Below are 16,584 nucleotides of genomic sequence, written 5' to 3' on the forward strand. Positions count from 1 at the left end.
CAAGGACCTTAATTCGCCGTCATTTATGGTACGGTTCACCGGAATTAATATTCAACTATCCTGCCCGTTAGCGTAGCGATGGGCTGCCATGTGGCAGCCCTTCAGGGGTGGAACTATCGTGTCCCGTTAGCATTCCTGTAGAGCGTTAAATTTCCGTTTTTCATAAAAACGAGCGCCTCGGTACGATGGAAGTACGCAACGTCTACGCTTCGCCTCTTCCCTACTCGAGCGGAGCTAAGTAAGCTGCAGCCTCAGAACCTGATTCAGGGATGGAAAACCATCATGAAACGGCACTGTGGTGCTAGAAAAGCAAAAGCACTCATCGAGCTGGCCAACCATTCTGTAGGATCTCAGTCAGCCACTCATTACTACAAGCTCCACTTGGAACAATTGCTCGCCGAGTACGACCTTGCTTGCGAACAGCTAGAGGTTGTGGAGAAGGTGATCGTTCCGATCAAAATAATACCAATCATATGTTAAGAGGTCCGGTTTTGCAGCTCGTGTGTAAGCCCTCAATTGTTCGGTGTTCCATTGACCTGCATATTGATTGGAATGCGCGATCACATTCGGATATAATTTTCGGCATAAATCAAACCAACCCTTAAAGGATTTAACAACAGATACGCTAAAATCTTCTTCATCTCCAAATTGCATGCTGACAAGATTGGGCAGATTCGCCCTTTGGCGAGGATGGTACGGAGACGTTAGAAGAAACACGCTTGACTTTGTAGAGCCAGTACTTGAGTTGATTAATTGAACAGTGATTAGCGGCGCACCAGGCTGCGATCGTAAGACCGCTTGCCCGAAAGTCTGTGATTCGTGCACTCCATTCGAGTCTGCGTCGTTCTTAGGTCATCGTGAGGCAACCTCCAGATTCAAGAAAGCCTTATGATCTCATAGCTGCGGAGGATTTGACGCCTACGTTAATGACACGAAAAAAGGCTGACCCCATTAAGGATCAACCGAATTGAAGGCTACTGTTTATTTTCCTTACTCTCATATACGCGGACATAATCGACGACCATTTGTGCCGGGAGGACTGCGTTCCCAATATTTCCGCCCCATTTCCCGACTTCAGCCGTAATTTGCACGAAAGCGGGCACCTCGGAAACTCCGCCTGCAGACGATCTCCATGTTTCGTTACCGTCGATATAGTAAATGTATTCGTCTTTATTCCACTCTAATGCAAAGGTATGGAATCCTTCGTAAATACCCGGGACAACCGGATAGGCCGCCGCACTTTTGTGATCCGCCTCATATCCGTCCCAGTGCATCGCATGGACAACCGTGTCATTATCCATATACGCAAAAGGCGTTTCCACAATATCGATTTCCGTTCCGTCTTTGCCCTCGTTGCCTACCGTATGCGCCCCGTCCGTCATTAGCCAAAACGCAGTCCAAAAGCCTTCTACTTTCGGTATTTTTGCGCGCATCTCATAATAGCCGTATGCCTGCTCGAATATTCCACTGGTTGTAACCGCCCCAGAGTAATATTTGCCGTCCCTTTCGCTCACTTGAATGATTAAATTGCCCTTGCCATCAAGGAAGGCCTCTTCGTCCGACCAATAGCCGTCCTTTCGTTGCCATTCCGGCGCATGGTCCCATTTCGTCGGATCCAGAAGTTCCCCTTCGAAATTATCCAAGAACGTAATGTTCCACCCCGCCTTCTTCATTTCCTGAATCTCCCGCTTTTCGCGCATCCTCTTTTCTTTAGCTTCCTTCTTCACCATGATTTCTTCTTTCATGACTCTCTCTGCTTCCGCCCCCCCTAGGGCCGCCACATTCGAAGCGGCACCCGCATAACCAACCATAATCGTGATTGATAAAACGCATGCGGCGGCACCCAGCCACTTCTTCCCGATCCATTTCTCCATTCTGATCATCCTCCCATTCGATTGAATTCGCTTTCAAATCCATCTTTTATGCTAATGGTTCCACCATAACCGGACAATGTAAGATCGAGTCCTCTTTTTGTATAATCGATACTACTTTCGAGACTTTCCCGGTATTCGCTGGGCAGGAGTTGGTACGTTTCGTAGAACGTGCGGGTAAAATGAGCTTGATCGTAAAAACCGCACTGCTCGGCAATTAGACTTATCGTCAGATTTGGATGTTCAAGAAGCGTCTTCGCGCGCCGCAATCGCAGCTTTTTTAACATAGCGACCGGCGTATTTCCGTAAATTTTATGAAAATCGCGGCTAAAGTAAACCGGGTGCATATGTACGAGCTCAGCGAGCGTTTCTCTCGTTATTTTTTCGTGCAAATGTTCATGCATATACTGAATCACATGACGGAAGCGGTCCTTCCCCTTCAGCAAATCGAGCGGCGCAATATCCAGATTCGTGCGAGCGCTGCTTAGAACCTCGCTTAATAGCATAAGCATGAGGAAGGTGCAATGCGCTTCCCGGAATGAATGATCTTGCTGCCAATGCTGATATAATTCATAGAAATATTCTTCATAGCGCGCCGGATCCCGCAACCTAATAATATTTTTCAATGGATACAATTGAAAAAAGTCCACGTCGCCCAATACCTTAAGATCGATATTCATGAACAAGTGAACGCCTTCATGTTCATTAATGACGCGAATTTCGACGCCCGGGCGGTGGATCATCACGTCGCCGGACGTTGCATGATGGGTTCGGTCCTCCACATAGACGGTAACATTCCCTCTCTTTATATAGGAAACGGTGCAATACGATTGGTGAATATGCAGGTTACGAGAGTCATAAGTCGACTCTTCCATGTAATGCAGCGAAGCTTGCAATTGGTCCCGAATGCTTTGGTTTGTCATTTATTTCCCCTCTCACTATAAGTTTAATTTTCTCCTGTTTTCTCGTTCATTCTCAATATTTCAACTTTGACAACATAAAAGGTTAGGCGGGAACAGAGCTTAGGATCATTTCGTTCCAAAACTGTGGATAGATGATTATGATCGCACAGTGGATCTCCATATTCGCCCTTGGGGTTTACCCTCCAATGGCACGCTGGGTCCATGCCATTACATTCCTTCGTTCTACCTCTCAAGGGGTGGATTCCGATTCTTGCTTCCTCTACGGGGTCGTTGCCCTTATGGAATGTTAAACTTCGGCTTCTCCGGTGCTTCCGTTGTCGTAGTTGCTCACTTGTGAATAACGCGAGATTGCAGGTGTTTGCCTCTTTGTTTTAAGCAGCCTCTTTCAATTAGGGCAGTGAATGTGTCGCATTCCAAGACCCAGCATACAGGAGGCGCTTTTTCTTTTCAAAGTGCAAATTACTTCATTATAGGAATGGCTCCTCTAAGGACAACAAGCAGCGGTGATTCATCCCCCGGCTGCTCATCTTCGTTGTTCTTATTCACATTTTTACTTCATCTTGTCATAATAGGTTTGACAAAAAGCTGGGGCATCCCAAGGCTCGTACGTGCCGCCAAAACATCAGAACAAGCAGCGGATTTTGGAATATTCCTATAACCGCTGCTTGCACTTTGATCAAATCGTTTCGTATAAAAGTTTCAGATTGTTATACCTCACTTCACACCTGAAATCCCTTAAGTCCTATCGATTGTATACTATATTAGATCATAAACAACAAGAGGTAATGACTGTTCACTTATCCGAAGCTTATTTGAACTACTTCCAGAAGAACAAATCTGCCTTGCCTCCGCCAAGCATGATGTCCAACCGATATTGATTTCCTTTGACGTGAGTCAACTGAACGCGCTCCGTTTCCCCTGTCTCTTTATTGACACGGTACAGTGAGTTTGGACCTTCCCCTTTAACGTCTAGTTCGAACGTTATCTTCTGACTCGTAATTTCGGATGACCCCGCGTCTCCGCTCGCTGTCAGTCCATTCATAATCATAAAGTATTTCGAATGCGGAGCCGGAAGGAATTTTTCGTCTTCCTTCGTTAATCCATTAAGCGGTTCGAAATAGCCGATCAGCACATCCCCTTTCAACCCATGATTCGCATTTCCGATATTCTGAACAGCAATACTCCGAATGCGGGCATCGGCCGAAGGATCCCATAAAGGAATGGAATTCGGTTTGCTATTTGCAACAACATTGCCGTTTGACATATGTTCTCCCGGAATTATTCGCACATCCGAACTGTTCAAGCGTACGAGATAATCTCCAAGAGTGTTTCCCTGTTTTACCATTTCGGCATAGTGATCATAACTTGGCGTCAAATTACCGTTATTATTGTGGAATATATACGGATTAATATCATCTTTTCCATCGTCCTTCTCCCAACGGAACAAGTTCAACCATTTCCCTCCCATTGTCCAGGTAGCAAAAGAAACGATATTGAGCTCGGACTCGGAAGGAACGTAATCTTCCCCGGATTTAAAGCCTTGTGTGTATTGTCCAAAAGCAATCGGCGAACGTTCTGTCCCATCATAACCCTCCAAAGCAATGGTTCGAAACATATTAATATCATCATACAATTTTTTGACGCTTCCACCTGGATGCTGATCGTTCCGATCAAAATAATACCAATCATAAGTTAAGAGGTCCGGTTTTGCAGCTCGTGTGTAAGCCCTCAATTGTTCGGTGTTCCATTGATCTGCATATTGATTGGAATGCACGATCACATCCGGATATAATGTTCGGCTTAAATCAAACCAACCCTTAAAGGATTTAACGACAGATGCGCTAAAATCTTCTTCGTCTCCAAATTGCATGCTGACAAGATTGGTCAGATTCGCCCTTTGCTGTTCATTTAGAAAATGCTCTTGCGATGTCGGTCCTGCAACTAAATGCTCAGCGAATGGAGCTTTCGCTAAAGACCACTGGGAGGCGGGGAGCGCATCATGAAACGCTTGGTTATACATGGGAGCTTCATAGTACGTTGGTGCCGTAAAGTGAATATTCCTCCATTCCTCGGCCGTAGGGAAATAACGACCAGTCTGATCCGTAGAGATCCATGCTTGTTGCTGCAGTCCTTTATCGATCAACACCCGCTGTCCTCGGGACAATCCCGGATCCGCATTCGTGTTATAGACTTCAAGCTCTGAAAGACCTATTCCGGAAACGCCGGATCTTACATTGAATTGTAATCTTAATTTACTGCTGGTTACGGTCTTGAACTCAACACTTTCTTTGGTCGAAGATGATGTGCCTTGAAACGCCGCTTTCCACTTCGAACCATCCCAATATTGAATGATATACTTACCAATCTTTTCATTAGGCTGCGAGAAATCTACCCTGTTCAACGGAATGCTATTACCAAAATCCAAATCGAGCGTCGCAGACTTGATGCTATCCTCGGTTTTCCAATAGGATCCCGGGTCTGCATCTACTGCTTTGGGGCCATCATATAAAGGATCTGTTACAGGTTCAGCCGGGATGTCCGCTGTGTTATACAACCCGATATCCCAAAAACTCGGTTCGACTTTATACGCTTTAATAATTAACCGCATCTTACTGCCTGTCACGGGAGAAAATTCTGCAATTTCCGGTTGAAAATGATTCCTTTCGGTTACATTCGTATAGCCTGCTTTAACTTTTCCACCTGAATATGCATCATGCCAAGCACTGTCTGTCCAGTATTGTATTTTATAACTCTCAACCCTGTCGTGAAATTGCATCAGCTCCACTCTGTCAAAAGTAGTCTCGCTTCCCAAATCAATATCTAATGTATGAGTCATATCAGCATCTGTCGTTGCCCAACGCGTATCGGGATCACCATCCACAACCATCTCTCCGCTATATTTATCGCTTTGAATATTGCTTGCCACTACTGGTTTATGGAGTGCGAGATTATTCCTGGGAACCACTTTACTCACATTACTTACAACCACGGTCTTGTTATAGGCCAGATTACCGAGTGAATCCGCAATCTGCGCATAAGACTTTCCATCCGTAGGTATACCCTTAGCAAATGCCATCGCAGGCGACAGCATTAATGCCAAGGTTAACGGGAATACGATCAACTTTTTCAAGTTAAGCCCTCCTCATATTAATGGTTTAGGTGACAATCTTTCGAATTATCTTTGATTTCAAGCTGAGTACCTTCCCAAAGACACTGACTCTTCACTATGTCCCTCCTTTCGTGGCCTCACATCGTTTTGAGCAGCTTGTCTGATCTAGGCTGATATGATGTGCGGAAAGTATAATATGCAGATGTAAATGCTTACAACAAACTGTTTTCTCTAACTAAACTTATTTCCCTATAAGGGGCAGTTCGGGAGTTATAACCCCAAAACTTGTATACTTAACACAAAAAACCAGATAATACTTGTCAAGCATTACAACTTGGATAAATAATAGAACACTTATATACTTTTCTAAACAACACAAATAACCTTCATTGGCGTGGAGGTTATGGATATGGTTTTTCAGGATTTGTAGGGCGCGCTTTTACGGAGGATGGCATAAATGTGATGGAGAAGTTTGTTGGCGCAAGCGATTTCGACCACCTTGTAATTCCCCGCCAGGCGGTTAATAACGAGCCAGTTCAGTATCGATTGGGCCTAAATGCACGGAGAATGCAGGGATACCGTCGCGAAGCAAGGAAGTGTTGGGCTCGCTCATACGTTGCACCATTAATGCTCTTCACGCCTCCCCTGATCCTACACGCGAACCGCTTGACGAATTGAATGGCCATCCACATTAACACCAAACGATAAGCTTTCGAGATAATTCAGTTGCCTTTTTTCGTACGCTTTGTCCTGCTTCACGATTTGGTTGTCTTTTATGATAAAGGGTTCGAATCCCATATCGAGTCCCTTAACGTAATCTGGAAAAAGGAAATTTCCGATGGAATACGCTATCGGTTTTCCCCGGTCAAATTCCTGCAGGACGTGAGGATGGCTCCCAATAACGGCATCTGCCCCGGCGTCTATCATATCTCTGGCCAATACCCACTTTTGTTATTCCCCCCACGTTGCCTTATGAAAAACTCGCCCTCATTATGAAGGCAAAGGAAGCGATTTGAATTGAAGTAACCAGAGTATTTTGAGGCGACTTTTCGTAGATGATACAGGTTGCGCTCCAATCTTGTGACATTCTAAGCCGATTTTCGGCATATCCAGAAATTGCAACGTTCGCTGACATAGCCACCGAATATTTCGTGTTCGAAAACAAATTAAAACGTAACAAACCGCGAAACATCAAAGATCGGGCGATAAGGATCAGAATATGCAAGGTTGCCCGCTGCGGGAATTTCACTACATGACTTACTTACATTTGGTTAGAATCAGTGACGTCAATATGAGCATTCGCTACCCAATATGCGAAATTGTTCTATTGTGGAGCGGTGTAGTTACTACCTGCCCAAGAGAATGATTATCAAATACTTATTGTCTCATCTAACCAGCCTTTAACAAATGCCTTTAGTGATGAACTTAACTTTTCTCTACTATCATCTTCATGATTCCAAACATAAACTTCTTCGGAATCAACCTTTCTACCATAATCAGCAAACGATGACTTCGTTAAATTCCTGCTGGGCATTGGTGATTACAAGCTTTGAATAAACGTAAGCGTCAAACAGCCCTCATCATGGCCGCATGGTGGGGGCTGTTTGACGCTTACGATGGAAAGATTCGTTTGCAATGTGTCGTAACAACAGAAACAAGGGGCGTCCCAGAAGATCTTAGATCTTCTGGGACATCCCCTCAGCATTCTGATCTATTATATTATCCGCAGTACACTTCAAAGGCTGAAATCGTCGGACACCATCTGGATTCTGTAATCTTAAGGCGAATATACCGTGAAGTCACATTGTCGAACCGGCATATGCGCTTGTAGCCAACAACGGTTCCACTCCAGAGCGGCTTCCATTCACCATTCTGCTGAACTTCCAGCTCGAAATTCTCGATCCGTTGACTATATCGATACTCCTGCAGAACAACATGGTTGAATTCAGTCTCATCCTTCAGGTCAACTTCAATTGTTACCTGCTCCGTCCCCTCTTCAGGACACCAGTAGGTATCAGGATTCCCGTCAAAGATATAGTTAACATTATGACCGCTCATGGTCTCTGATGCCTGAGCCGAAGCTCCTTCGACCAGATTCGTTCTGAACGTGTTCCGAATCGCTTCACCCAACTCGTGCAGACGAGCCCGGTCATTCTCATGAATAAGGCCGCGCTTATCCGGCGGTAAGTTCAGCAAAAAGGTCGAATTTCCGCCAACAGAGCCGTAATACACTTGAAGCAGCTCTTCCAGCGATTTAACCTTATCATCTTCCGAAGCGTGATAGAACCAGCCTGGGCGAATCGATGTATTCACTTCCGCTGGATACCAGACTAGCTCACGCTCCTTACGAATGATCTCTCTGCTTCCAAGATCACGATCCGTTGAATCGTATCGCTTAGCGAATTCGCCATCATCCACCTGCTGGGATTTCTCTTGTATTTGCTCATTCGAGCGAAGGGAAGCCGGTACAACACTCCATTCAGACTCCCGGCAATAGCCCGCTTCATTCCCACACCACCGAATATCCGGTCCACACACATTGATAACCGCATTCGGTTGCAGCTCACGAATTAGAGCATAGTAAGCATCCCAATCGTACTCTTGCCGCTTACCATTCGGACCCTCTCCGCAAGCACCGTCGAACCATACACAGAAAATATCTCCGTAATTCGTTAGCAGCTCTCTTAACTGATTCAGAAAGTACTCATTGTACTTAGGGGAATCTCCGTAAGTCTGCTCATGACGATCCCATGGAGACAAATAGACTCCGAATTTAATTCCACCGATGCGGCAGGCATCAGCGACTTCCATCACAATATCCCCCTGACCATTTTTCCAAGGGCTGCTCTTAACTGAATGATCCGTATACTGGCTCGGCCATAAGCAGAATCCATCGTGATGTTTACAAGTAAGGATAAGTCCCTTCATCCCGGTGTCACGGCACGCATCTACCCACTGATTAGCATCAAATTCTACAGGGTTAAAGATAGCTGGGTCTTCATCTCCATGTCCCCATTCTTTATCCGTGTACGTGTTGATCGTAAAGTGAATAAAAGAATAAAACTCCATTTCCTGCACAGCTACCTGTCGTTCTGAAGGCTTCACTTGAGCAGCGTACTTAATCAAACCATCCATCTCATTTTCCTCCGTAGCCCTAAGTTTGAAGAACATGGTCATTCTTTAGGCAGTGCTTTCTGGTAAGCCGCTAGATAAGAATCCAATTGCATTCCTTTAAATCCATTTACATAGCTATCCCAATCTTTATCAATGTCTTTATTCCCTGTTACAAATTGAGCGAGATTCGATTTCACGTAATCCGTTAATGTCTTCGACATTTGTGTAACGATTAATGCATCCGCCGGATCGATAAACACATCGGTTGGATATACGATTTCCGGCTTGGCGAATGGCTCATACTCTTTCGCAGCCAGCCAGAGGCGATAATCAATTGCACCTTTACCTAGTGGATCTGCCGGAGCTACGAACGATTCGCGGATCGAGTTAAGCATCTGCATCGTTCCTAATTGCCACCACGTATTTGCGAGAGGTGTCTGTCCACTTGCCGACTGCTCTGTCGCAACGACATCATACTTCGCTGGATTACCGTTATAGTCGAGCTCGCCGCTTTCCGCCTTTTTATAACCTTCTCCTTCAAATCCCCACGTTGTCATAACCGTTCCTTCTTCAGAGAATAGATAATCTGCCAGGCGGATTGCTGCAATCTGTTCTTCCTTCGTCGCTTTATTCGTAATAACAAACTGTCCTGCACCAGCACCTACTGTATATCCTGCTAATTGGACACCTTCTGGTCCCTTCAATGGTGAAACAACATCGTAAGCCTTATGACGTGTGTTGTTCTCATCATTAACTTCAAACACGCCTCCAATATTCGCAGTACCTACACTACCTACAACCACATCAGGTTTGTTGGCCAGTTGTTTAACAGCGTCAACATTTTGCGTAAAGGCGGCTTTATCCATTAACCCTTCTTGGAATAGCTTATTTAAATACTTCACGCCCTCTTTCCATTCCGGCTGCGTAGGAGCATAGATTACCTGTCCATCTTTAATCAATAAACCGGTTCCATCATTATAGATAAAAGCGTTCATTAGGAAGGTTTCTACACCGCCGCCCCAGTCATTATTGGAGGTCGTTAAAGGAATCTCATCTGCCTTACCATTACCATTCGGGTCTTTCTCCTTAAAAGCCTTCATAACTTGATAAAATTCTTCAGTTGTTGTTGGCATTTCTAAGTTCAGCTCTTCAAGCCAATCTGTATTAATCCACAATCTCTGGAAATACGTACAATGCAGACATTCATTAATTTTAGGAAGTGCATAGATGTTACCGTCGGGGGCGACCATACCTGCCTTTAAATAAGGCACATCCGTCATCGCTTTCTTAATATTCGGCGCATACTGATCGATTAAATCATTCAGTGGAATAAAAGCACCTTGCTGACCATACTTCACCTGATCCGCCTTCGACATTCCCGCACCAAGAATGACGGCCGGGTAATCGCCACTAGCTAACAATAATAGCTTCTTATCATTAAAAGCAGCATCTGGGGAAGTGCTCCAGTTGAATTTAATATTAAGCGTTTCTTCCAAATGCTTGGAAAATTTATTTACATCCAAATTCTCGATGCCAACCGTTTGCGGGGCAAATACAGACAATTCAACCGGCTTATTCGGATCTTGAGGCGTATCTGCGGAGCTATCGTCTTTACCTTTAGAAGCGCATGCGGATAAAACCATGGTAAGAACCAACATCAGACTCATTACATGGATCAAATTTCTTTTCACTTGAACAGCCTCCTTATATTTAGAAACTTCTAGTATAACCGTTAATATCACCAATTGCCGAACTATCACTTCTCTTAGGTGAACACCCGTTATCCCTTCAAGGAACCGATCATAACCCCTTTAACAAAGTGCTTCTGAACAAACGGGTAAATGATCAGAACAGGGGCGCTGGATACAACAATCAATGAATATTTCAATAAATCCTTGAGTCCCTGCTGCATCAGAACATTATTAACATCCTTGTACATATCGGAATTTTCAGAATTCAGAATAAGAAGATTCCGCAGGAAGATCTGCAGCGGAAACATGTGACTCTCTTTCAAATAAATCAAAGCATTAAAGTAGGCATTCCAGTGACCGACCGCGTACATCAGGAACAATACGGCTATAATCGGCTTGGATAAAGGAATAACCATCTGAAGGAAGAACTTCATATCACTACATCCATCAATTTGCGCAGCTTCATGAAGCTCATCGGGAAGCGACTGAAAGAACGTTCTCGCTATGATGACCTGGAAGACGGCAAAGGCTCCCGGCAGGATCATAGCCCATCTCGTATCCAAAATGCCAAGCGACTTCACAAGCAGGTAATTCGGAATCAGTCCTCCATCGAAAAACATCGTAAAAACAAGAAGCAGCATCATAATGTTACGACCATAAAATGTTCTTCGTGCGAGCGGATAGGCCATCATGATGGTGAAAGAAACATTCAGTAGCGTACCGAACACCGTATAAAAGAGCGAGTTACCGAACCCAATCCAAATATCCGAATTCTGAAATACAGCCTTGTAGCCAATGATCGTAAAATCAACAGGCCATAACCAGACTTTACCGGACGTAACCGCAGCCGGCGAACTGAAGGAAGCGCTCATAATGTGTAATAGCGGAAACAAAATAATAATGAAGACTACTGCTAGAAACAAATACACCAAGCCAATAAATATACGATCTGTCACCGATTCTTTTATGCTGGTACCACCCAGGGTCATCGCCTCCTACCACAAGCTATTGGAAGATATTTTTTTCGCCACGAAATTCACGATAATGAGCAGCGTAAAGTTGATTACGGAGTTAAACAATCCAATCGCCGTCGAGAAGCTAAAGTTCGCGCCGAGCAGCCCGACTTTATATACATAGGTAGAAATGACTTCCGATGTATTTTGATTGAGCGGATTTTGCATTAAATATATCTTTTCGAACCCAAGGCTCATAATTTGACCAAGGCTTAGTATCAGCATGATCACAATGACCGGAATCAAGCTTGGGATATCAATATTCCAGATCTTTTGGAACCGGGTCGCACCGTCTACCTTGGCCGCTTCGTACAATTCGGGGTTCACACCGGATAATGCAGCAATGTAGATGATCGCCCCATAACCCATGTTCTGCCACACATCCGACCATACATATATGGACTTAAACAGCTCCGACTTTCCGAGGAAATCGACCGGCTCAAGGCCCAGTGCTCTGGAAATATTACTTAGGAGCCCCACATTCGGTGATAAGTTCACAATGAGGATCGATACAATAATAACGGTTGAAATGAAGTATGGAGCATAGGTAACCATCTGAACCGACTTTTTGAATACCCCGTTTCGAATTTCATTCAGGGCAAGTGCCAATATGATCGGGGCCGGGAATCCGACCAGCAGCCCATATAGCGAAATCAATAATGTGTTCCGCAAATAATCCCAGAAGTATGGCGCATCTAACAACTGTTGAAAATACTTGAAACCTGCCCACGGACTTCCCAAAATTCCATCTACAACGTTATAGTCCTTAAATGCAATCACGACACCGAACATCGGAATGTATTTAAAAAGAATAATGTAGAGAAGCGGTAAAGCGACAAGCAAATAAAATTGCCAATGCTTCTTCATTTGTTGTAGTGCTTGCTTACAGGTTTGTCCGGTTGCACCGTAAGTTCCCGCTTTGAAACGGGGTTACTGCTTATACTAGCCATCAAGCCACTCTCCTTTCCCTTCAGTTAATTTCATGTTAAACGGGAGGGCGGGATTGCAGCAATAAACAAGAATCTCGGCACAACTATTTTCCGCAAGGCCCCTGAAAACAGCTGTTTTCACGCATTATATCTGCAATACTGTTTTCTCGGGACCAACTATATTCGTTAATGGCTAAATAGAGACGCCCCCGGCGTCTAATAGACACCAGAGGCGTTATCAATCATGCTAGGCATTCTTCTCACTTGCTTGTTCTCGGTACTCACCCGGGGACATGCTTACCACTTTCTTGAACACACGACCAAATGATATCGCGTTCGTGTAACCAACCTCTTCGGCAATTTCCTGGATGGAATGGTGCGTATCTTCGAGTAGATGCCTTGCATGATTCATACGAAGCTCAATTAAATAATCGACGAACTTCTGACCGGTCTCTTCTTTAAATAATTTGCTTAACGATTTGGGATTCATCTGAAACTGTCCGCTTAGAAAATCCAGAGACATATTCTGATTTGCGGATTCCTTCTCCATATAGGCGCGAACACTCCGAATGATTTCCGAGTGATTTCGATTCTCGTGCAGCAATAAAAGCTTCTCAAAAATTTGTTCAAGCACCTGTTCGACTTGACTCTCCATTTGCACCAGCGTATCTGAATTCATTAAAGCTTCATTCAAGGCTGGCTCACCTACTTGGTTCCAGTACTCCTGAAACTCCTTAGCCATCTTGTTCATTTCCCGCCCAAGAGAATAAATCATATAGTCGGTCAAGCTGATGATATGATCTTGATTCAACATGTCCTTCTCTATATTTTTCAGAATACTCTTGTACTGCTCTCGCCAATCATCTCTGACTAACCGGAAAGACTGAGTCATCGCCTGGATCTGCTGGAAATAGTCAAAGGATTTCCCCTGCTCTTCTGTTCTGATCGAAGTATAGAAGATAATTGTATTCTCTCCCATAATCATTTTATACTTCAATGCTTGGAGCGCCTCTGTATAGGATTCGGAAATGGCTGTAAATACCTCCACTGTTCGTCCAACACCTGCAGTAATCGTCAGCTTTAAATGCTCCTCGACCCATACTCGTGAATTTTCAAGCACAAGCAAAAGCTCTTCTTCAGCAAGATTCACATCTGAAATTTGTACAAGCACCCCCAGCTTCGAACTGGAAATCCACTCTGTCCATACCGTAACACCATGCTTCTGAGCAGTTTCCTGAATGACACTCCTGAGTGCAAACTTCATTAAATATTGATCCTGCTGTGTATACTGGCCGACAAACTGATTAAATTTATCGATTTTAATCACGCATACGGTCTGAGGCTGACTTAAATCGTTCAATGGAATCGTCTCACGCTGCGTCTCCCACTGTGCTAAGCTCGAAGGGTACTGGCCATCTAGAAGCTGTTGAAATAAATAAGTCTTTCTCAATAGCAAATCTTCGCGGTACTGTTGCTGATAAGAATTCGACTGCTCAAGCATATTGTTAAGCGCAGATTGGATAAAGGTAAACTCATCCTGCCGCTTTTCCTTTAACAAGACATTCGTCTTATCTTGGGAAAACTTCTGGATTTGGGACACAATCTGTTCAATAGGACGATAATTCCGCCGGGCAACAAAAACAATCCACCATACGCCTGCACCTGTCATCACCAGACCTACTATAAACCAGACGTTATACAATTGATTGGCTATATTCACCCACCCGCCATGCACTAGCCCACTCTCATAGCTCCAGCCCGTCAGCGGCGATGTTGCAGAGGAGATGCGGTTTCGCTGAGTCGTATCTGCGTGATCATTAGGAAGAATAGGCTTGCCTTCCCCATCCATAACATCAATATAGCTTACATCCTTACTGTATATGCTCTGAATCATCATATTCAGAGCATCGGTTTGGATATTAACGATAACGAACCCCTCGCCGCTCCGGATATATGGTGCTTTCAGCACAAGCGAAATTACCTGCTCCGGCTCCTTAAAGTTAAACTCCTGAAATGTACGAACGCCTGTCCATTTCGTCTCGTAGACGGATTCTGCCAAATAGGGCTTAATCAATTCATAATCAGGATAATCTAGTAGATTGGCGCTAGTGGAGTTGCTGAGAATAAATTCATCATTCATTCTTACAAGATACATGGAATCTACCAGGGGGTATGTGATCTGGAAGTTCTTCATGAACTGAACCACTTTGATGTTTAAATAGTAATCACTCTGTTTCCCATCATTAAAAAACACCGAAAGATCCGGATTGTTAAGCATATTGCTTAAGAGCATCTGTTCAATCGTCTTCATAGAAGAATCTATAGAGGTTACCGCTTGCAGCAGTAAGGTCTCATTCGCTTTGGTCGCTTCTTTTCGGCTCTGATCGCTGAGCATCTGAAAGAACACGAAGAAAATAAATGAAACGACGATGAAAAAGGCGGGCATATAAGATAATAGCTGTCTATAAAACCATGATTTTCTCTTCATATTTCCTCCCGTGGAATGATCAGTCAAGATGCTAATGATCAATCGAACCCAATGTAAACGCATTCAAAGATAAAACCACAGATTCAAAAGAACTTATGCTTTGGTTATTATAGTACGATTACCATCATTATGTAAACATTTACCCATATTTTTCGAAACACAATTGATTTTAAAAAGAAGTGTAAATATCAATCAAAAAATTGACTACCCCGGCTGAAAAAATGGGCACTCTTAGGTGCCGGTGTGAGGGGAGTTGCCGAGGGGAGCCCCCTCAAAATCGGCGATTTAAGCTAAGTTTAAACGCTACGATCACCCGATAAGTCGAGTACAAAATTCCATTTATTTAACCAAAAAAAAGCAGTAGTGACGGATAGAGACTGAAAGGTCCAATTGCGCCGCTTTTGTTGTGCTAAAGAATTTTGTATATTAGCGGATTGCTAGTTGCCTTTGTAGTCGTGTATATACTAGTGGGAAACAACATTGCGGGGCATGCCAAAAAAGCGGTTGAGGCAGGCATGAAGCCAACGCTGGAGTATCGAAATTACATGAAGGAACAGGTTTATAACAAGCTGTATCTGTGGTTAGAAGCAACTGGACACTCTGCCGAGGGCAAGCCGTTTAAATTGGCTGTTATTGCCTGTGTAAATAAGCTAATTCACTGGATTTTCGCAATTCTTACCCATAAAGAAACATATCGTCTGACCTAATCAGGAAAAACAATCCTGCTTAGGAAATCTTCCCCGTCCATCTATAGATGGTTATTTGGCATGCTCTTTTTTCAGTATAACATCATGGGCTTTATGCATTAAGTTTTAAATATCGACAAGCTATTAGCTAGAATAGCGCAACAAAAAGGCAGCCGATCGTATTTGGCCGGCTGCCGCGGTGTTGTTATTCAGCTATCGTTCTCCGTTACTTTAAAAGAAGAGAAGCGTCCTTTTTGTAAGTCGTTAGTGGCATTATCGTAACCTGCCCGTTAGTGTGGAAAAGGCAGCCGATCTCGGCTGCCTCGGTGTCTTTATTGAACTCCCTTGGTACGATATGTTTTTCTCACGAATGCTCGCTTATTCGCAGGATTTCACCCAGTTGGTAAGGACTGAAAGACAAGAAGGGGAACGCCGTGTTAGACTTCGGCAACATGAAGGCGCACGGGAATAAAGGGGGATCATTGTCGCCCCATATACTTCCATTTACTGCACGCATTCTCCACGCCGCCCTTGGAGGTTTTCACTCCCATGTCTTAACGGGTCAGTGCCCTCTCATTCCTTCGTTACGCCTACCCAAGGGGCGGAGGCCGGTCTTGCTATCGTTACGGGTCGGTGCCCTGTGGTTGAATATATCCGGTACTCCGTGCTTTCTTTGAAATCCTGCGAATAAGCCAAAACTCGTACAACGAAACGGTAGAATATAAGTTAAGCTGCTAGCTGAATAGGCAACGTTTTAGGA

Annotated in this window: 11 protein-coding genes and 1 pseudogene; 2 read left to right on the forward strand and 10 right to left on the reverse strand. The window is 44.2% G+C overall.

Annotated elements, in window-relative coordinates:
* The first annotated feature begins 282 nt into the window (after positions 1-282).
* A complete protein-coding gene (locus RCO25_RS26510) occupies positions 283-480 on the forward strand; it encodes a hypothetical protein (protein WP_308999083.1) in 198 nt (65 codons plus the stop codon).
* Between the two features lie 157 nt (positions 481-637).
* Here the strand turns inward: RCO25_RS26510 and tnpA are convergent.
* The 10 genes and pseudogenes from tnpA to RCO25_RS26555 form a co-directional block, all read right to left on the reverse strand.
* Positions 638-829 (reverse strand): annotated as a pseudogene (tnpA, locus tag RCO25_RS35155) (IS66 family insertion sequence element accessory protein TnpA); the annotation flags it as partial.
* Positions 830-974: 145 nt separating this feature from the next.
* A complete protein-coding gene (locus RCO25_RS26515; RefSeq protein ID WP_308999084.1) occupies positions 975-1,874 on the reverse strand; it encodes a glycoside hydrolase family 16 protein in 900 nt (299 codons plus the stop codon).
* A gap of 5 nt (positions 1,875-1,879) precedes the next feature.
* Entirely contained in the window at positions 1,880-2,794 is a 915-nt protein-coding gene (locus RCO25_RS26520) for an AraC family transcriptional regulator (RefSeq protein WP_308999085.1), read from the reverse strand.
* A gap of 817 nt (positions 2,795-3,611) precedes the next feature.
* Positions 3,612-5,924: a discoidin domain-containing protein gene (locus RCO25_RS26525; protein ID WP_308999086.1), complete on the reverse strand. Its 2,313-nt coding sequence runs from the start codon at positions 5,922-5,924 to the stop codon at positions 3,612-3,614.
* A 630-nt stretch (positions 5,925-6,554) separates the two neighbouring features.
* Positions 6,555-6,842 carry a CapA family protein gene (locus RCO25_RS26530; RefSeq protein ID WP_308999087.1) on the reverse strand — a complete coding sequence of 96 codons (288 nt, stop codon included), beginning with the start codon at positions 6,840-6,842 and terminating at the stop codon, positions 6,555-6,557.
* Between the two features lie 780 nt (positions 6,843-7,622).
* Complete coding sequence (locus RCO25_RS26535; RefSeq protein ID WP_308999088.1) at positions 7,623-9,038, reverse strand: alpha-L-fucosidase; 1,416 nt, start codon at positions 9,036-9,038, stop codon at positions 7,623-7,625.
* 38 nt (positions 9,039-9,076) lie between these two features.
* On the reverse strand, positions 9,077-10,708 hold the full coding sequence (locus tag RCO25_RS26540) for an ABC transporter substrate-binding protein (protein ID WP_374992167.1): 1,632 nt from the start codon (positions 10,706-10,708) through the stop codon (positions 9,077-9,079).
* Positions 10,709-10,797: 89 nt separating this feature from the next.
* Positions 10,798-11,697, reverse strand: a complete 900-nt coding sequence (locus tag RCO25_RS26545; RefSeq protein ID WP_374992168.1) for a carbohydrate ABC transporter permease — start codon at positions 11,695-11,697, stop codon at positions 10,798-10,800.
* Between the two features lie 6 nt (positions 11,698-11,703).
* Positions 11,704-12,588 carry an ABC transporter permease gene (locus RCO25_RS26550; protein WP_374992169.1) on the reverse strand — a complete coding sequence of 295 codons (885 nt, stop codon included), beginning with the start codon at positions 12,586-12,588 and terminating at the stop codon, positions 11,704-11,706.
* A 309-nt stretch (positions 12,589-12,897) separates the two neighbouring features.
* Positions 12,898-15,138, reverse strand: coding sequence for a helix-turn-helix domain-containing protein (locus tag RCO25_RS26555; RefSeq protein ID WP_308999089.1), 2,241 nt, complete (start codon positions 15,136-15,138; stop codon positions 12,898-12,900).
* A 467-nt stretch (positions 15,139-15,605) separates the two neighbouring features.
* Here RCO25_RS26555 and RCO25_RS26560 point away from each other — a divergent pair, with 467 nt between their 5' ends.
* The gene (locus RCO25_RS26560) at positions 15,606-15,845 is read left to right on the forward strand and encodes a hypothetical protein (RefSeq protein ID WP_308999093.1); all 240 of its coding nucleotides are present in this window, start codon (positions 15,606-15,608) and stop codon (positions 15,843-15,845) included.
* Positions 15,846-16,584: the final 739 nt, after the last annotated feature.

Origin of the sequence: Paenibacillus sp. LHD-38 (genome assembly GCF_031157315.1) — a bacterium.
Classification (GTDB): domain Bacteria; phylum Bacillota; class Bacilli; order Paenibacillales; family Paenibacillaceae; genus Pristimantibacillus.

Bases quoted from the DNA above. Each gene is read 5' to 3' on its own strand.
- RCO25_RS26510 (WP_308999083.1), top strand. From the start codon at position 283: ATGAAACGGCACTGTGGTGCTAGAAAAGCAAAAGCACTCATCGAGCTG.
- RCO25_RS26515 (WP_308999084.1), bottom strand. From the start codon at position 1,874: ATGGAGAAATGGATCGGGAAGAAGTGGCTGGGTGCCGCCGCATGCGTT.
- RCO25_RS26520 (WP_308999085.1), bottom strand. From the start codon at position 2,794: ATGACAAACCAAAGCATTCGGGACCAATTGCAAGCTTCGCTGCATTAC.
- RCO25_RS26535 (WP_308999088.1), bottom strand. From the start codon at position 9,038: ATGGATGGTTTGATTAAGTACGCTGCTCAAGTGAAGCCTTCAGAACGA.
- RCO25_RS26545 (WP_374992168.1), bottom strand. From the start codon at position 11,697: ATGACCCTGGGTGGTACCAGCATAAAAGAATCGGTGACAGATCGTATA.
- RCO25_RS26550 (WP_374992169.1), bottom strand. From the start codon at position 12,588: ATGAAGAAGCATTGGCAATTTTATTTGCTTGTCGCTTTACCGCTTCTC.
- RCO25_RS26555 (WP_308999089.1), bottom strand. From the start codon at position 15,138: ATGAAGAGAAAATCATGGTTTTATAGACAGCTATTATCTTATATGCCC.